Genomic DNA, 17,495 nt, shown 5'->3' with positions numbered 1-17,495 from the left:
GTTTTTCAGCCTATTTTCTTTATATTCATTCGATGGACGTATTTACTATAAATAAAGTGATTTAAAAATTACTAATCCAACAATTTAGGAGTTCATCATTTAACTTACTTTCTAGTAATTCCTTTACTAAAGGCATTGGCATGATTTCATAATGATTTAAGGCTTCTTGATTATAAGCTATCCAGTGAAATACTAAATGAGACTCGCTAGATTGCGGTGTTAAGTCCGTATGTAAATCTTGTGACTCTACTTCAAAAATGTGGTTAATTTCATGATGAAGAATTTCTTTATCTTGCCATTGATTTTCTATGACGCCTAAAAATTGTTGTATACTACAGTTTACTCCAAGTTCTTCTCTTAACTCTCTTTTTAATGCATTCTCTGCTGATTCTCCAATTTCAACATGGCCACCAGGTAAAAAATAATGATGGCCGATATATTCAGCAACTAATAATTTTTCATCTTTTATCATGACTGCTCGTACAATATGATGAAATTTACTTTTCAATTGATATTCCTCCTAGTTATTTAATGTATAGTTTCTCAAAATAGTCATTTAGTATTGGTATAATATAAATCATAGGTGTTTCATACGGATGAATATCATTAATAACTTCAAGAGCATCTTTTACAAGTTCTCGTTTACACTTTATTTCAACTTTACATTCTTGTCCTTCGCATATTTGACCAATTTCTCCATTAAAAGGAGATGCCTCTTCTAAAGGTCTCCAATATCCTTTCACTGAACTATAGGAAAGACAATGGTCATATTCGCCCGTTTTACATGCTCCAATTTTATTTAATTCATCCCTTAATGTTTCAATATATTCTTCAGGAATGAACACTTCAATTTTCACTTCAGTAAATTGCATATTTCATTTCACACCTTTACTTCTTAATAGTTAAACAAATAAACGGTATACTTGCTCACCATCATACTCCTGTCCTAATGATATGAAACCATATCGTTCATATAATTTCTTTGCAGAGAGATTATCTTTATGTACGGTTAATCTTATTTCTTTACACGATTTAAAAGTATTTTTTATTATATCAATACTTTCTTGTAATGCTGCTTTTCCATAACCATTACCTTGTTGCGATTGATCAATAATAAATCCGTTAATCCAATACATATCCGATGTCTCTATTACAACAGCATGCATAACAAAACCAACCATAAGGTCACCATCGTATATAGCGAATGGTATGTACTCTACATTGTCACCATCTGGTTTTATATATACTTTAGCAAGTGAAACTGCTACAGCGGGGACAAATTTTCTTTGATCTTCTTTAACTTGTAACTTTAATGCATCTTCCCAATTGTCTCTCGTAACAACCTTTAACTGGACATTCAATATTGTAAGCTCCTTTATCTAGAGGATGTATTTTTATATTCAACGCATTGAAATAATTCCCTTTTTCGACAGCAACTTATAACATAATTTTTATAAAATCTTGAATGAATTTTTCTGCATCTATTTCTAAAGCTATACGGGCTCCTTCAGATTTAGAGTTAGGGCGAAAATCAGCAAATGTTTGTCCTTTCGTATCTCCGTATGTATCTACATTTACTGTACGATGCACAAATTCAAAAAAACTTGGATTTACTAATCCGCTTATTGCAACCACATCATGTAGCAAAGGTCCTTCCATAGATGGATTAAGTTTTTGGTATGCGGATAGATAGTAGTCATACATTGGTTTCATTATCATATGAAATGGATTCTTTGCATTAGCTTGAATATAGTTAAATACATTTGGTGTTAACACAGCTTTGTTTGTTACATTTAAAGGGAATATGAATAAATTCTTTGCTTGATGGAAAACAATTTTACTTGCTATCGGATCTCCATACACGTTTGCCTCTGCTAATGGCGTAACGTTTCCTACTTCTAAAAAAACACCACCCATGAAATAGATTCCTTTTACATTTAGCATTAAATCATTCCATAAATTAAAAGCAATTGCTAACGAGGTAGATCTTCCTACATCAACAATCGTTAAATCTTTTCCGTACTTTATAAGAATCGCAGCAATACTGCCGAAATTATATATTGGAATAGATAATATATTTTCTGGAACATGGATGGGCCCTAATCCTTCTGCTCCGTGAATTTCAGGATAGTACGTAGTGATTTCTTCTGTCAGTGGTTTTGTTGCACCACTAATGACAGGAATGTTTTGTCTATTTGCTAACTGTAAAATATACGCTGCATTATGTGCAGCATGTATATGCTCAACATTTCCGTATCCGGTTACAATACCGACAATTTCAATTTCGGGATGCAGTAAACCATACATAATGGCAAATGAGTCATCAATACCTGGATCTCCGAAAAATAATACTTTTTCCAAGAAATACTCTCCCTTCATAAAAACATAGAGTCATCAATAACTATGTATATGAAAAAAGCAAGTATATCTATGCGAATTTTAGAATGGATAATGTTTTACAAAACATTAAAAAGGAACTAGCGAATGCTAATTCCTTTCTTCAGTAACCATTCTCAAATTTAATTAATTATCGTATCCTTCATAAATCGCATCATTTGTTAGATTTTGTGTTTTTTTATCATCAGGTACAGGCTTCCACCAATTTCCTGTAATAAATAACATAGTTAATAAATTATAACTATCACTAAAATAACTTTCTCTCTTATTCTTCATCCAATCCCAACCACTATTTACCCACTTTTGATTATTGCTACTCGTTATACTTGCAGCAATAAACGGTGAAACAAATACAGCAGTTGGATAACTACCAATATTGGATCCATTTAATTGATAACCATCCACAATTTTAGAAGGATTTCCATTCGTTTTATTTTGAATCCATGAAGAGACTTTATCAGAAATGACTTTACTTCGCTTCTCGCCGTACATCGCATAGTCCATTACAATTCTTAAAGGTACTCGACTAGCATTATAATAATATGCATTTGTATATTCTGACTCATCTAAGAAGTCTTTAGGTGCGGGTTGTGGTGGGTTTTTTACAACGAAATCTGAAATAAGTCCTGTATTTGGAGAGTACTTATTACTAAATTGCGTATAAACATCGTACAAATTATTAATAACAGTAAGCCAAGTTTTATCACCTGTAAATTCATAAAATGCTCTAAGGTGTGACATCATCCAATCAGATGGTCTCGTATCAAGTGAACTTTTAGAATCCCAATCTCCTAAATTTAGTCGGTTATTATTTGTAACATTACTAGCTTTAATACCTTTTGTAATCATGTCTTGTGCTTCTTTCAAATAATTAACTGTTCCATTAGATCCCCACTGCTTATGAGCAAGAAGAAGAGAATACGCAATATCTAAATCTCCATCAGTAGCAGAATCAAAATGACCTTGTGCTTTTTTACTATCTGCGACAACCCATCCCATTAAATTAGGATTTTGAGAGCTTTTAAAAGTTCTTGCTGTTTTAAATAATCCGTCATATATTTTTTGAGCATTCGAATCATAACCAGCCATTAATACTGTAATTATCATCCCATACCCTTGACCTTCTGAAGTTCCAAGTGGCTTAAACCCATCCGCATCACCTGTAATCTCTCCTTTTACGTAATAACCACCAGGTAAAGAAGATAAATCATTTTTCAAATATTTCTTTTTCCAATTATCGTAGTAACTTCTTACAGAAGCATTTAAACTTTCCTGTGTAACATGATTCGGTTTTATAACACCTGCATAATTAACTTGCTGGGGAAATGGTTTCATTTCCTTTGCAGCAGCTACTTGTTGATTAACTACGGGAATAGAATTTTGTATTGAATTGTCCGTTACACTTGCTGCGAAACTAGAATTAGAAAAACTAGCTAGTCCGATTCCTACAATAGAAATACATGTAAAAATATTTCTTTTTCCATTCATTATGTTGTCAGCTCCTTTTAAAATGCTTACTGCATAAAATGTAACATACAATATTTAACTGAAATACAAAATATTATATTTATCAACATAAGAAAGAAACTATATAAAAAAGTATCATAAAATTATTATTGAATTACATTATACGGATTGATTATTTGCTAAATTCCTATGTTTTTCTTTTCTTAATATTGGTATATGAGCAATCACAATTCCAAGTATAGTAATTCCTCCGCCAATTATCGAAACTAAAGTTGGCACTTCTCCTAACCATATCCAAGCAATGAAACACGCAGTTATTGGCGTTAAATATAGAGAACTTGTTGCTTCAGAAGCACCAGCACGAGATATAATATAGGCCAATGCAATATACGGGAGTACTGTTGGAAAGACACCTAAATATATAACGCTCAAGTTAACTTCAAGAGGAGCTGCTAGTATTTCTTGATAAACTCCGGGTAAGAAAATAAGCATACATACAGTACTAGACAAAATTGTATATATGGTAAATGGTAAGAAGCCGTATTTTTCTAAGTAAGATGTTTGGAAAACGAAAAATAGACTTTCTGAAATCGCCGCTAATAATATAAATAATCCCCCGCTATTCAATTGAATAGCATCGCCCTGGCTAAATGAAATTAAGGCAATTCCTGCAAAACTAATTACACCACCAAGCCAACCATTTAATTTCATTTTTTCATTCAAAAAAACAGAAGCAAGAATTGCCGTTACTATTGGAGTGACTGAAATTATTAAACTTGCAGATCCAGCATTTACTGTTTTTTCGCCGTAATTTAATGCGATGTGATAAATAGTAAACCCTAAAGCACCAAATATAAAAATTGCTGGGATATCCTTTAAATCCGGTAGTCGTAGTTTGTATATAAATGAAAATAACAAAAGTATAAATGAAGCGATTAATAAGCGTAGTAAAGTAAGGTGTTCAGGCGTATAAGATTCAAGCCCCATACGAATTGCTGGAAAAGCAGTTCCCCATATAAGAATTGTAAAAGCGTGAGCACATATAATGCGTAAATCCCATTTTTTATTATGCATATTTTTTCTCCTTCCCTAAAAAACCAACCATTTTTAAATTACCAATTATTTCTTTTCATCATATTTAATAGTTGATACAATGTCTTCAACCAGTTATTTATCGGAAAAACCAACCACTTTGAATCTTTTAAATAAACGAAGGAGTTTTTTATATGACGACCGATAAAAAAGTGCCCAAATATCAGCAGATAATAGACTATATGAAAGAAAAAATTGAAAACGGAGAATGGCCAATTGGAAGTAAAATCCCTAGTCAGCGGCAGTTAGCAAAATTATTTCATGTAAATCGAAGTACTGTAATTACTGCGCTAGATGAACTTATAGCAGATGGTTTAATTCAAGGACAAATCGGAGCAGGAACAATTGTAATGAATAATACATGGTCATTATTAGCAACTAATCCTCCGCCCGATTGGAGTGAATATGTAAAAGCCGGTATTCATAAACCAAGTAAGTTAATGGTGCGAGAAATAAATGAAGCAGAAGCAAATAAAACGCTTATCCATCTTAGTAAAGGTGAACTTGCACCTCATCTTTTCCCGCTCGAAACTATGCAATCTATAATAAAAAACGTCAGTGAGGAATTAGATTATTTCGGATACGAAGAACAAAAAGGTATTTATCCGTTACGTGAAGCAATAAGCAAATATGTAAGATCATTTGGAATACATGCATCACCGAATTCTATATTAATAGTCTCTGGTGCACTCCAAGCATTACAATTAATATCGATTGGTCTTTTACATAGAAAATCAACTGTTTTACTTGAACAACCTTCTTACTTATATTCACTTCATGTTTTTCAATCAGCAAATATAAATTTATCCGGTATATCAATGGATCATCACGGTATTTTACCTAACGACTTATTAAAACGAATTAAATATAGTCAAAAGAATAATATTTTATATTCAATCCCTTGTTTTCAAAATCCAACGGGGATATTGATGTCCAAAGAGCGAAGAAAAGAAATATTAAAAATATGTGAAAAAGAGCAATTGCCTATCATCGAGGATGATATATACCGAGAGTTATGGCTTGATGAATCACCTCCAGCTCCTTTAAAGTCAATGGATAAACATGGACATGTATTATATATTGGTAGTCTCTCTAAAACACTTAGCCCAGGACTTAGAATTGGATGGATAATCGGACCAGAACCTGTTATTGATAGATTGTCAGATATAAAAATGCAAACAGACTATGGATCCAGCTCTTTATCTCAAAGAGTAGCTGCTGAATGGATAAATGAAGGTTTTTATGAAGAACATGTAGCAAACGTAAGAATGCACCTGAAAGAACGAAGACAAATAATGATACGAGCTTTAAATAAATATTGTGCAGATATTGCATCATGGGATATTCCTAGTGGTGGATTTTTTATATGGCTAAAGGTTATACATAACATTCCGATGAAAAAACTCTTTTCAGAGGCACTATCAAAAGGAATTCTTTTAAATCCGGGACGTATTTATGAAGAAGAATCAGATCAGTACATTCGTTTATCATATGGATATGCTACTCCAGAACAAATGACTAACGGAATTAAATTGCTCAGTGAATTAATTCGGAAGTTAACGGCATAAAAAAATCCTCTTTTGTTTTTGGAGGATTTTTTTATGTATCTTATTTACCACAATTTCATTTCCTGCCCTAATAAAATAAGCTCTTCATAAGGATCTCCGTCAATATTTAATACTTGAGCAAAAGCAGGTTCTGTTTTTAAACCTTGTTCCTTTAAGCGAATAACTTCTTCCCTTATATGGGGATGCTGCATTAATAGCATGTGCTCCACTATCATGTGTCTATATGCATTTTGATTACGCACTGGCTTCGGTTGAGCAAATAATTCAAATTCAAAACCTTCGAATTCAAAATTCACCTTTATCGATTCAGTACCTTTAATTTTTTTCTTTTTTATGTTGAACCCTCCATAAGAACCATATAAAGATCTCATTTCCTGCTCAAAAACATCAAAATTATATACTTCCATTACAATATCTAAGTCAGATTGAGGAGTATCAATTCTTATAGGGATTGTCCCGCAAAGAACTTGATTATATAAAGCTAAATCCTCCATTATGTTTAGGCTATTCAAAACATCATATATTTTTTGTTGTTTCTCATTGCCAGATTGTAAATATGTAATAGATGTAAACATAGAAGTCTCTCCTTCATTTAACATAATAATCATCTCACTAAATATTAAAATCATTGGGTTTTGTTCTAGGAGTACCTTTATTTCAATATATTAAGCCGAACTAACTATATTTTTCAACTTTTCTCCTATACTGCAATACTATAAAAATAAAAAAGGAGGAATTATTATGAGCATTTTCAACATTTTTTTAACCATACACATCCTATTTGGAACAATATGCTTAATCACTGGTATTGTAGCGATGGTTGCCCAAAAGAAGAAAGGAAAACATACCGAATGGGGCGAAATATATCATGCATCCTATGTTGTCATTACCCTTACGGCAATAATATTATCCATTATCAACTGGGATAAAATCGCATATTTATTTTATGTAGCAATCTTCTCTTATTCATTTGCGATTTATGGATACCTTGCACGAAAAAAACGTTGGAAAAATTGGCTCCATCACCACATTAGAGGCATGTTAGGTTCTTATATTGGTGCAGTCACCGCACTTTTAGTAAATGTCGGCATCCATATTCCCATTATAAATTTACTTCCGCCAATATGGTTTTGGTTTTTACCGACCTTAATTGGTATCCCCCTCGTAGCCAGTGTATCAAAAAAATATAAAAAGCGTAGTTGAAATTAATTACATTTTGATTACTTTCTGATTATTAGAATGAAAAATTATACTCTATGTATCACGAATGATATTATAAGTGTTCGCCCTATGAATATTTAAAATAAAGTGCCGCCCAACTGGACGGCTCTTATTTTCACTTTACAAACGTAACATATTCACCAGAAACCCATTGATTTCCACCAACATTATACCAACCATCTTTATATCCAAACGATTGATATTTTTCACCTTGATACACGTTTTTCACAATGCCGTAATTTGTTCCAGGGCCGGTACGAACACGTAATACATCCGCGATTATAGTAACTACACCTACACCATCATTTGATGATTGTGAAGTTGCTGGTACATTTCCTCCCGTATAACGAATGTATGATGGATCGTTATAAACCCACTGATCGCCACCTAGATTTAACCAGCCATTTGATTGTCCAAATACTTTGTAGGACTCTCCTTTCCCTAATTGACGAATAACGCCATATCCAGTACCAGGTCCTTTTCGTAAATTTACATTACTACCGTTAATATAAGCAATCCCTACACTATCATTCGACGGGGGAGGAGTCACTACGTTTTGAGCACCTTTTCCAAAAGTATCTGTTCCATACCCTTTGTAGTTATATTGCAAATGCGGGCTATCCACAAATCCTTTCCAGTCACCGCCCCATTCGAAACCAATTTGTTTAGCATAACGAATTGCTGATGCCCACGGTTCTTTATTATAGCCATTCCAATCTTCTGTACCATTCGACTGAATTGGAACAAAATCTAATGCCTGTCCTACTAAGTGATATGAGCGCATCGTTTGTGATGCTCCTTTACGAACATATTCACGTTGTTGCTCGACCGTACGGATTGTTTCATAAATTAATACTTCAATTCCATTGTCGATACAGTACTGATACCACTTAAAAGCTGCAGCTTTCGTATTATCCGCTAATTTATTCAGATTACTTACATTTCTATTGTGGTATTGCAATATGCAACATCTCCTTTTCTATTATCCTATGCAAAACTCGTCTCACGGGTTGTACATATACCTAGAACGATACGAAGTACAAATACATAGGAAGCCAATTCAGCTAAAAAGGTTTTCACTTCTAGCTTCAAACTTTGTAAGTTGAAATCGAAGCAATAAAAAAACCACAACCTAAGTCTTCAAGTTGCGGTTTTTGGTATTTTCTTTTTATATGCTACATGCCTTCTTGCATTGATAATCCTAATATGCAGATTTTGTAAATTTTTCCTTTATGAATAACACTTCTTATTCATGACTTTTCAAATCCAATAATATTGAATGTAAACGATCCGGATAATTAGTAAACATCCCATCGACTCCCCATGAAAGTAACTTTTTCATATCTTTTTCATTATCTACTGTAAATGGATGAACTTCTAATCCGCTTTTCTTTATTTTCTTTACATAATCTGAATCAATATATTTGTAATTCATACCAAGACCTATGCAGTACGTTTTATACTTTTCTATCTCTAATTCTGTTAATTGAACTGCTTTTTTATAAGGTAATAATTGTACTAAGGATATATTACTATTTAAGCCATGAATCTTTTGTAGACTTTCTTCACTAAACGATTGAATAATAACTTTATCCTGTATTTCGTAGTGATTAATAATTTCTAATAATTTTTCTTCCATTCCTGGATATTCATCAGGTGTTTTTGTTTCGATATAATAGTTCGCGTTATGCCCAAACGTTTCAATAATTTCTGTTAATGTTGGGACTTTTGCATTTTCAAATTCTTTCTTGGCTAAGTTCGGATATTTTTCATTAAAAAAAGAACCTGCATTTAGTTGCTTTACTTCTTCTAATGTATGCTCTTTCACTAGCCCTGTACCATTTGTTGTACGGTTTAAGGTTTCGTCATGCATTGCCACTAAATGCCCATCTTTTGTCATTTGGAGATCAATTTCTATATAATCTCCATTTATTTTTTGTCCTAATTGATATGCTGCTATTGTATGTTCAGGCGCGAACGCAGAAGCACCTCTATGTGCGATATTTTTTATATGATTTGATTGATTCATAGCTTTAGTATACTTATGTTCATTAATTTTCTGAAAAACAAAGATACTTATTATTATAAAGGCACAAATTATTGTAACGAGATATATCTTTTTCATAACGATTTATAAGCTCCTATATAAAGACAATTTAACTTGAATGATTTACTCAATTAAATGTCGATTTTCCAATACAGTCATTTTGCCGATAGCTTGAAATCCCGATTTTTTATAAATATTGATTCCATCGGTTGAAGCTTGTAATACACAATACGTATTTTTAAATTTTTGTGCTTCTTGCAGTAGGAAATTGAACATAGCAGATCCGAACCCTCGTCCTCTCATTCCTTCTTTCGTTGCTATGTCATAAATACCAATACTATCTTTTGAACATATCAATGAACCAACAGTTACGATTTCACCTTCATAAAACCCTAAAAATAGTTTCATATTCTCACTGTTCCATAAATCAAGATTAGAAATTTGATTATAGAATGCTTGTACATGTATACCTTCTTCTGATGTGCCGAATAGATTAGCTAACGTTTCTCCAAATTTTTTTATTAGTCCAGGTGAAGATGCTTGTTGAATTGTAAAACTTACTGGCATGTGTATTGTTGGAGAAATTGTTTTTAAGTCTGCTACCATCGCAATATTTTGCTCCGCTTCTTTTAAACCGATTTTATTTAACCCGCTTTGTATATCCCGCTCTTGCTCCTCATCCCATAACCAAACACTCATTGGAAATTTCTTTTGATTATAGTATTCTACCTCCTTATATAATTTCTCGACCCCTTCCGTTAAATTATTGTTCAGTAGAGTAATGATATTGAATGTATCGGCAGGTAATCCACAATCAACAGCAATATAATCTTTCGTTTCTTTTATACTCATTCCGGGCACAAATTGTGCAACATATGAAGTTTTAAATGCAAAGTTTTCTAGTAGTAGTTGTTTATAATTCATCAATAGTTCTCCTTTTCATAAAAAGTAACACTCGAATTTTTCTATATTAAATATAACATATTAGAAATTTACCATTTTCTATAAAAAGTACCTCTTTAAATTGTGCTCTATAGTTTAAAATAATTAAAAATGATATAACGTTGTCGGAATGAAAAAAGTGGTATATAATAAATATTAACATTACTAGTAATTATTTTAGGTATTCCTAGAATAAAGGAGCGATACATATGAAAATTACTATTTATTTCGGAAGTCATGAAGATCAAGATGTTCGTACTATGGACTGTCATTTAGATGTAGAAGATACAGAAGAGATTGTTTCTGTATCATAATATAAATAGTTAGGGTAAACCCTATCCCTTACAGCGTTTAAGGCACCTTTTATAAGGTGTCTTTTTTGTTATATTTTCATCAAAAACCCTTTACTTTATAGCGTTTTAATAGTAAAATGTAAATATACGAACAAACGTTCTTTTTATTTTAAACGTACATGAAGGGATGATTTTAACAATGGCTCCATTAAAGCGCAGAGGAAGAAAAAAGCAAGCACCTATTATTTCAAATACAGGCTTTATCGGCTCTGTCTTTATTGATACATTGGAGTTACAAAAGAAATCCTATTATTTCGCTCGTAAAAAACTTCAAATTGTTCATCACGTACTAGATGGTCTCTCTGGAGCAACAAGCGCTTTGTTTAAAGAACATAACATTTCAGCATACATGTCATGTGTGTATTTACATAAACAAAAGAAAATTGGTTTTGTTCTTTCAACGAAACCATTTGAACAAAGTGATGGCGTTGCTTATTTTGTAAATTATTTAATCGAAAAGAATTTTTATGGCGGCCATGATGAAGATGTAGAATATCAAGAAGTATTTAATACAGGTTTTATCGGTGTAGTATTCGCTGATTTATCTAGTATAGATCGCTTTAATTTCGAGTTTGAAATGGGTATGCTAACAAAATTAATGAAAGATATGATTATTCCAGTTAAAGAACTCTTTTTACGCCATAATGTACCGGCTTACATCTCCACTTCTCATTTAGAAGAACAAAACAAATTAGGTTTCGTTCTCTCTGTAAAGCCATATGACGAACGCGCTGAAGCAGATTTATATTTTGAAGCATATTTAAAAGAACGAGGATTATTTATTGGTGATGAAGAAGATGAAATTGATAAAATCGTTATTAGAAAAACAGCTGAATTACGATAGAAAAGCGCAGGATGCTAATCCTGCGCTTTTTATAATTTATGAAACTGATTTACCAAATAAACGGTATTAATTTTTTTGTTTTCTGTTTATAGACTGTAAATTGTTCTCCATACTTTTTCTGTAAGTAACCATCAGATTTTGGAATATATTCAAAAACGAATACAAAGAACAGGCCTAGAGGTATAAATAAACTATAAATATTGCTAGCGATAAATGCTAAACCTAACACCCAAAGGCAATCCCCCAGATAATTAATATGAATCGCATATTTAAATAAACCACCTGTATATAGCTTACCTTGATTTACAGGATTGTCTTTAAAGGATTTTCTAAGTAGCTCTGAAACTGTGTTTAACATACTTCCTCCTAAAAACAATATCCAACCTATTGTAAGTAATATTAAATTAGGATCCTGATTACTAGTAATCATTAAGATTGGAAAACCTAAATAATAAATTCCAAAAGCAATACTGTTCATAATGGCTTCTTGCCATGAAATCCCTCTAGGCAACCATATAAACATCATAGCCGTTAATCGTAAAGCGGTGATAATTAAAGCTATAAACAGCCCTATTGAAATGCCTGGTTTGAAATAAGTAATGAAAAGTAAGTAATACGCAATGATTAGATAGATAATCTCAGTAACTAAAATTAATATTTTTTCTTTTATTGTTGGCCGGTTTATACCATACATTGTGATACGCTCCTCCCTTTATTCATTTTATAGGAAAATAAACTTCTATGATATTATTCTCCTCCTGTGTGCTATAAGGATTCGTTTTATAAACTTCAAACGGAGCTCCATTCAGTTTATAGTTATTTTCTTCAATCCAAACGTGTAGCTTTGTATGAATAAAAGGTAATTCTTCGTAAGAACCAATAAGCGTAGCCATTGCGCAAAGACCGGGATTAAACACTTTTGTTTTATTTGTGGCTTCTGCAAGGGGAATCGCAATTTCCACATCATAATTTTCAGGTACATATTCTGAACTATGGAAAATAGCAAGTGGTTTTGCAATAGGTAATAAATTTTCAAATGAAATTTTACTAAACAACTCATTAAAGTGTGTTAGGAAATCAACGGTATTAATTTGTTTTCGCTGAGATGATATATTATAGGTTAAGTGATTTACAAGATTAATCTCAATATGATTTAAGTAACCTATGATACTTTCTTCTTCATCTAATTGTTGAATATCACGCTTTAATTTTTTTAATAAAGAAGAATAATATGTTATCTGCTGTGTTAGATTTTCTTGTTTGGTTTTCATTTTAGAGTTAAGCAATTCAGTTTTCTCCCGATTTTCTAAAATATCCTTAATTTCTTCCAGCGAAAATAAATAAGTTTTTAATCGTGTAATCAATAAAGCTATTTCTAATTGGAAAATATCATAGTAGCGATATCCATTCTTAGGGTCTATGAAAGCTGGTTTTAAAAGCCCAATTTCATCATAATAGCGCAGCGTCTTCATTGTAAGATGAGATATTTTTGAAAACTCTCCAATTGAAAGCATAACACTCACCTCCTGTAATTAATTATTTTAAATATACTGCTTCCTGTAAGGGGAAGGTCAATCAACAAAGTTAAATTTTCTTATTGTATTTAGAACGATATTCATCCCCCTCAACCTACAATTTTAAAGTAGTCTCCAAAACGAATATGTAATCTTTTCAAAATTGTTCATGGGAAATCAGCCGATTTTTTCATTTTATAGTATTTGCATTTCTTATCTTGAAAAATGTAGCAGTATCCATTATATAAATAATCTAAGATCTACTAAGCGCTATAATCTTTCGAATGAACTTCTAATATGAAACAATTCGATGAAACTTTAATTACTATTAAATATAAGATTCCCCCTACAATTGTAATCATGTAGGCTGGAATATAATTTAATAATAGACCGGATAGCGCCATTGCTATAGGAAGCATCATTTTACTTATACTTAATCCAATGCTGAGAACCCTCCCTCTATATTCATCAGGAATCTCTTTTTGCATGAAATAAGCTATAGGTATATCAATAAGCACTATAATTAGTCCTAAAAAGAACATAACAACACAATAGGTAATAACGTATACAAAATCATTTACCTCAAAACTTTTGAATAAAACTGGAATTCCTGAAATAATCATAAAAACCGCCAACATAAAGCTTAACTTTTTCAAAAGATAAGCGTAAGAAAAACGATCGGTTATCTTTTTTACTAAAATCGCACCAATTATCATGCCTACTGGAAAAGTCCCTTGAATCATACCAAATTGTTTAGAACCAAGATCGAGAACTGTATTAATAATGTATGGCAATGGAACAGTTACAGCAAACCCTAAGAAGAAATTAAGTGAAATTAAAATACTGAACGTATTTTTTAAGCTTTTCCGCTCCATTAAGTAAGAGTATCCCTCCTTTATATCTTCAATAAAATTAATTTTTCTAATTGAACATTCCTCATTTATGTTTTGCTCAAACAATTTAAAGTTAATAAATAATATGGAAATAGCCGAAAGGATAAATGAAATACCGTTTATAATTATAAAAATTTTCATATCAAAGACTGCAAAAACAATACCACCTAACATAGGACCTAGAATTAAAGATATAGAATCGATAATTTTACTTATAGAGTTAATACTCATTAGCCTCTCTTTGGAGACGATATTTGGTTTTGCAGCTTCTAATCCTATTCCAAAAAATGTTGTAAATACCGTTATAAGAAAGGTAGTAGCATAAATGGTGAATAAGTCTAATCCATAATTACTGCTAAATATATAAACAGTAATTAATAAGCTTCCACTTAGTAAATCCATACAAATGACCAATTTCTTTTTATCAACTTTATCTGCAATTACACCAGCAAATGGATTCATAACAATCATCGGAATAGTTCCTAAAATAAGCGTAATGGCAAAATTTAATGCTGATCCGGTTATATGTAAAACATATAATCCTAATGCAAAACTATAAATAGAGCTACCAAATATTGATACTGTTTTCCCGAATGAATAGAGACACATATTTCTTAGTTCTTGGTTTCTATTTTTATTTTCTATATGTAATCGTAAACTTCCCATCTTTTTCCCCCCTGCATAACTTTGTATTACGTACATTGTAAGTTCTTGGGTCAACCCAATAGCAATATGTACGATTTGAAAAGTTTTAAGGGAAAATAAATAAAAGATGGAGTTAACCCCATCTTTTTCCGAAAAATGAATATGTATAAATTTCTTCTCCTTGAACAAAGAAATCCTCGTACTTTCCGCCTCGTTTTAAATAATTTGAAGTGCTTTCATCAATCGATTGAAACTGTAAATTTTGGATTTCTTTCGTTACTTTTGCAGATGTAAAATTCCCTCGGAGTCTAGGTGCAATTTGGCTATTTATACTAAATTTATTAAATAAAATAAATGAACTTAATAAATAACAATTGTGTTTAAAAAGGGAATTTAATTCGCGCAATAAGAACTCCTCATGTTCAAAACTATAATTACTTGTACCTGATTGATCGATTACAATATCAATAGAACTACTCTGAATAGGTATGTTTAGAAAGTCGGCACAAATAAATACAATATTTCTTTTCACATTTCTTCTCTCAATTACATCTTTTAAAAGTAAAAGTTTATTCAAATCTCGATCAACAGCAATATATAAACAATCTTCCGGTAGTTCTTCATAAATATTTCGTAAAAAGAACCCAATACCAGACCCTAAATCAAGTAGTATTTTTTCATTTAAATCTAATTGCATTAGTTTCTTTTTCGCCCATTCTCCTCCTCTTTGAACATTTTCCAAAAAAGCAGTATCCGTTTCATGGATATAATCTGAAATAGAATCTTCAAGTGATTTCCTCTTATACACCTCAAATAATTTTCCAGTTGTTAAAACTCCGGAAGTAATCGCGTATTCTTCACCACAATTACAAATTAATTTCCCCTCAACAATTTGATTTTTATTAATAATGCCATCTTCAAGAATTAAATTTCCATTACACTTAACACATTTAAATAAATGAAGTACTTTTAAATCTACCCCTAAAATTGAACTCGAAATTTCAGTTTCTATAGATAAATTATTTAACGTTTTCTTTAATTTATCTTTTCGTTCCTTTAAGGTTTTTATCTCTTGCTCAATCTTTTCATATTTTACTTTAAATAAAGATTGATAAAAATTATCCTTTTCATAGTCTAAGGATTTCCCTAAATTTTTATAAAGAAACAGTTCTTTAATTTCATACAAGCTAAACCCTAGCCATTTGTACTCTAATATAAGTTCTATATCCTTTTGACAATACTCGTCAAAAAAATAGTGACTTCCTTTTTTCTCGGGAATAAGGAGTCCGAGGTCCATATAATGTCTAATCGTATCTACACTTACATTATTTACTTCTGCAAACTTACTGATTTTCATCCTAATCACTACCATTTATATATTTGTTTATACATAATTCTTTATTATTTTACAAAATCCTTTCATCTCCCTATACAAAATTATTTATGCTATGAAAAAGATGTAATTAATTTTAAAGTTCCGCCACATCCCCATTAAGCTAAGCTTATATAAGTTTAGCTCCTCTTTTTTAATCTTGAATTTAAAAAAGAGGCGCAGGTATTACGTTTATGTCTATATATCTAAAAACTGTGAGTTCATGGATGAATTTAAAACTGCGGCGTAAGTACTGCAGTTTCTTCCTTTTTCATTGAGTTGAAATATGTAAAGTTACGTACTTTAACTGTAGCGGACTTGTACTACGCGTTCATATTAATTTTATAGACGTTTAAGGATTTTGTTTTATGGTAAGTATTCTTGCTGTGAAATCAGGATTATAAATATAGATGAACGTGATTCAAATCAAAAAAAGGTACTCCTAGAAGTACCTTTTTTACTATTCTACATGTGCGAACGCTTTCAAAATTATTGGATATAAATTGATGTACGCATTGTATTAAATGGGGCATTTATAGATGTCTTTTGGTACTCAAAAGTTCCTTGTTGGTGTCCAGAAGCATCCCATTTATAATACCAGCCAACGATTGGTCTTCCGCCAATTATAGTGGAATCAATACTTTTTACATTAGAACCATTCATTTTAGCAAATGGGTTTTGGCCATAGCCCATTTCTTTCGTTGTAATATATAAGTATTTTCCCCCGTGGTTACGCGATGTACTGAAGCTGTTCTGATTAATTGTTTCTACCCCGCCTAGCTCAGACTCTACTTGTACGACGTTTAGTGAAGTAAGTGGTGCTGCTGGTCCAGCTAAAGCTTCTGTTGCCATTCCTAATCCGACGAACGCTGTGATTGCTAACGATGAAATCCCTAGTGCTGCTTTTTTAAACATAAAAAACATCCCCTTCCATCTATTGTTTTCTCTTTCATTTTCAATATAATCCTAATAACCTTATATGTAAATAGATTGTAGTTTTATAAATATTAGTGCGAATATTCTATTATATATTTCTACAATTCTATTACTCAATATGAATGATTTACAGTGCAAAACGAAATACATACATGTCAAGTTTGTAGTGTTGACATAAAAATTGTAAACTGGCTTACGCCTCGT

Annotated in this window: 18 protein-coding genes; 3 read left to right on the top strand and 15 right to left on the bottom strand. The window is 31.6% G+C overall.

What is annotated here, in order from left to right:
• Nucleotides 1-61 precede the first annotated feature (61 nt).
• From ACTL4X_RS13240 to ACTL4X_RS13215, 6 genes are all read right to left on the bottom strand, one after another.
• Entirely contained in the window at nucleotides 62-508 is a 447-nt protein-coding gene (locus ACTL4X_RS13240; protein ID WP_000836829.1) for an NUDIX domain-containing protein, read from the bottom strand.
• A gap of 16 nt (nucleotides 509-524) precedes the next feature.
• Entirely contained in the window at nucleotides 525-872 is a 348-nt protein-coding gene (gene cutA, locus ACTL4X_RS13235) for a divalent cation tolerance protein CutA (protein ID WP_001160791.1), read from the bottom strand.
• 30 nt (nucleotides 873-902) lie between these two features.
• Nucleotides 903-1,361 carry a GNAT family N-acetyltransferase gene (locus ACTL4X_RS13230; protein WP_001102671.1) on the bottom strand — a complete coding sequence of 153 codons (459 nt, stop codon included), beginning with the start codon at nucleotides 1,359-1,361 and terminating at the stop codon, nucleotides 903-905.
• 76 nt (nucleotides 1,362-1,437) lie between these two features.
• Complete coding sequence (locus ACTL4X_RS13225) at nucleotides 1,438-2,361, bottom strand: nucleoside hydrolase (protein ID WP_000416797.1); 924 nt, start codon at nucleotides 2,359-2,361, stop codon at nucleotides 1,438-1,440.
• A 162-nt stretch (nucleotides 2,362-2,523) separates the two neighbouring features.
• Nucleotides 2,524-3,885 (bottom strand): glycosyl hydrolase family 8, encoded by a 1,362-nt coding sequence (locus ACTL4X_RS13220; protein WP_078386070.1) that lies wholly within the window; start codon nucleotides 3,883-3,885, stop codon nucleotides 2,524-2,526.
• Nucleotides 3,886-4,023: 138 nt separating this feature from the next.
• Nucleotides 4,024-4,938: a DMT family transporter gene (locus tag ACTL4X_RS13215; RefSeq protein ID WP_000551622.1), complete on the bottom strand. Its 915-nt coding sequence runs from the start codon at nucleotides 4,936-4,938 to the stop codon at nucleotides 4,024-4,026.
• Between the two features lie 152 nt (nucleotides 4,939-5,090).
• Here ACTL4X_RS13215 and norG point away from each other — a divergent pair, with 152 nt between their 5' ends.
• Complete coding sequence (norG, locus tag ACTL4X_RS13210) at nucleotides 5,091-6,524, top strand: efflux pump transcription regulator NorG (RefSeq protein ID WP_000205591.1); 1,434 nt, start codon at nucleotides 5,091-5,093, stop codon at nucleotides 6,522-6,524.
• Between the two features lie 44 nt (nucleotides 6,525-6,568).
• Here the strand turns inward: norG and ACTL4X_RS13205 are convergent, their stop codons facing one another.
• Entirely contained in the window at nucleotides 6,569-7,099 is a 531-nt protein-coding gene (locus ACTL4X_RS13205; protein WP_441395064.1) for a DUF4269 domain-containing protein, read from the bottom strand.
• 166 nt (nucleotides 7,100-7,265) lie between these two features.
• On the opposite strand from ACTL4X_RS13205, the gene ACTL4X_RS13200 reads away from it, so the two are divergent.
• Nucleotides 7,266-7,727, top strand: a complete 462-nt coding sequence (locus ACTL4X_RS13200; protein WP_000021720.1) for a DUF2306 domain-containing protein — start codon at nucleotides 7,266-7,268, stop codon at nucleotides 7,725-7,727.
• A gap of 133 nt (nucleotides 7,728-7,860) precedes the next feature.
• Here ACTL4X_RS13200 and ACTL4X_RS13195 read toward each other — a convergent pair whose 3' ends face one another.
• From ACTL4X_RS13195 to ACTL4X_RS13185, 3 genes are all read right to left on the bottom strand, one after another.
• The gene (locus ACTL4X_RS13195) at nucleotides 7,861-8,706 is read right to left on the bottom strand and encodes an SH3 domain-containing protein (protein WP_001199272.1); all 846 of its coding nucleotides are present in this window, start codon (nucleotides 8,704-8,706) and stop codon (nucleotides 7,861-7,863) included.
• A gap of 285 nt (nucleotides 8,707-8,991) precedes the next feature.
• Entirely contained in the window at nucleotides 8,992-9,870 is an 879-nt protein-coding gene (locus tag ACTL4X_RS13190; protein WP_000725646.1) for a glycerophosphodiester phosphodiesterase, read from the bottom strand.
• A 45-nt stretch (nucleotides 9,871-9,915) separates the two neighbouring features.
• Complete coding sequence (locus ACTL4X_RS13185) at nucleotides 9,916-10,716, bottom strand: GNAT family N-acetyltransferase (protein ID WP_001107092.1); 801 nt, start codon at nucleotides 10,714-10,716, stop codon at nucleotides 9,916-9,918.
• A gap of 510 nt (nucleotides 10,717-11,226) precedes the next feature.
• Between ACTL4X_RS13185 and ACTL4X_RS13180 the strand changes: the two genes are divergently transcribed.
• On the top strand, nucleotides 11,227-11,931 hold the full coding sequence (locus ACTL4X_RS13180; protein WP_000035356.1) for a hypothetical protein: 705 nt from the start codon (nucleotides 11,227-11,229) through the stop codon (nucleotides 11,929-11,931).
• Between the two features lie 49 nt (nucleotides 11,932-11,980).
• Here the strand turns inward: ACTL4X_RS13180 and ACTL4X_RS13175 are convergent, their stop codons facing one another.
• The 5 genes from ACTL4X_RS13175 to ACTL4X_RS13155 form a co-directional block, all read right to left on the bottom strand.
• On the bottom strand, nucleotides 11,981-12,625 hold the full coding sequence (locus tag ACTL4X_RS13175; protein WP_000274258.1) for a methyltransferase family protein: 645 nt from the start codon (nucleotides 12,623-12,625) through the stop codon (nucleotides 11,981-11,983).
• 22 nt (nucleotides 12,626-12,647) lie between these two features.
• Entirely contained in the window at nucleotides 12,648-13,445 is a 798-nt protein-coding gene (locus ACTL4X_RS13170) for a MerR family transcriptional regulator (protein ID WP_000948769.1), read from the bottom strand.
• A 263-nt stretch (nucleotides 13,446-13,708) separates the two neighbouring features.
• The gene (locus tag ACTL4X_RS13165) at nucleotides 13,709-15,004 is read right to left on the bottom strand and encodes an MFS transporter (protein WP_042883742.1); all 1,296 of its coding nucleotides are present in this window, start codon (nucleotides 15,002-15,004) and stop codon (nucleotides 13,709-13,711) included.
• A 112-nt stretch (nucleotides 15,005-15,116) separates the two neighbouring features.
• Nucleotides 15,117-16,340, bottom strand: coding sequence for a methyltransferase domain-containing protein (locus ACTL4X_RS13160; protein ID WP_000703277.1), 1,224 nt, complete (start codon nucleotides 16,338-16,340; stop codon nucleotides 15,117-15,119).
• Between the two features lie 504 nt (nucleotides 16,341-16,844).
• Complete coding sequence (locus ACTL4X_RS13155) at nucleotides 16,845-17,270, bottom strand: DUF4879 domain-containing protein (protein ID WP_000472909.1); 426 nt, start codon at nucleotides 17,268-17,270, stop codon at nucleotides 16,845-16,847.
• Nucleotides 17,271-17,495 lie beyond the last annotated feature (225 nt).

Source organism: Bacillus sp. RE35 (assembly GCF_052146655.1).
Lineage (GTDB): Bacteria > Bacillota > Bacilli > Bacillales > Bacillaceae_G > Bacillus_A > Bacillus_A cereus.
Note: the sequence above shows the minus strand (reverse complement) of the source record. Positions and strands in the feature narration are given on the sequence as shown.

Excerpts from the sequence above, each read along its gene's own strand:
- ACTL4X_RS13190 (WP_000725646.1), bottom strand. The coding sequence starts at position 9,870 with ATGAAAAAGATATATCTCGTTACAATAATTTGTGCCTTTATAATAATA.
- ACTL4X_RS13165 (WP_042883742.1), bottom strand. The coding sequence starts at position 15,004 with ATGGGAAGTTTACGATTACATATAGAAAATAAAAATAGAAACCAAGAA.
- ACTL4X_RS13200 (WP_000021720.1), top strand. The coding sequence starts at position 7,266 with ATGAGCATTTTCAACATTTTTTTAACCATACACATCCTATTTGGAACA.
- norG (WP_000205591.1), top strand. The coding sequence starts at position 5,091 with ATGACGACCGATAAAAAAGTGCCCAAATATCAGCAGATAATAGACTAT.
- ACTL4X_RS13180 (WP_000035356.1), top strand. The coding sequence starts at position 11,227 with ATGGCTCCATTAAAGCGCAGAGGAAGAAAAAAGCAAGCACCTATTATT.
- ACTL4X_RS13220 (WP_078386070.1), bottom strand. The coding sequence starts at position 3,885 with ATGAATGGAAAAAGAAATATTTTTACATGTATTTCTATTGTAGGAATC.
- ACTL4X_RS13205 (WP_441395064.1), bottom strand. The coding sequence starts at position 7,099 with ATGTTTACATCTATTACATATTTACAATCTGGCAATGAGAAACAACAA.
- ACTL4X_RS13170 (WP_000948769.1), bottom strand. The coding sequence starts at position 13,445 with ATGCTTTCAATTGGAGAGTTTTCAAAAATATCTCATCTTACAATGAAG.
- ACTL4X_RS13215 (WP_000551622.1), bottom strand. The coding sequence starts at position 4,938 with ATGCATAATAAAAAATGGGATTTACGCATTATATGTGCTCACGCTTTT.
- cutA (WP_001160791.1), bottom strand. The coding sequence starts at position 872 with ATGCAATTTACTGAAGTGAAAATTGAAGTGTTCATTCCTGAAGAATAT.
- ACTL4X_RS13175 (WP_000274258.1), bottom strand. The coding sequence starts at position 12,625 with ATGTATGGTATAAACCGGCCAACAATAAAAGAAAAAATATTAATTTTA.
- ACTL4X_RS13155 (WP_000472909.1), bottom strand. The coding sequence starts at position 17,270 with ATGTTTAAAAAAGCAGCACTAGGGATTTCATCGTTAGCAATCACAGCG.
- ACTL4X_RS13185 (WP_001107092.1), bottom strand. The coding sequence starts at position 10,716 with ATGAATTATAAACAACTACTACTAGAAAACTTTGCATTTAAAACTTCA.
- ACTL4X_RS13160 (WP_000703277.1), bottom strand. The coding sequence starts at position 16,340 with ATGAAAATCAGTAAGTTTGCAGAAGTAAATAATGTAAGTGTAGATACG.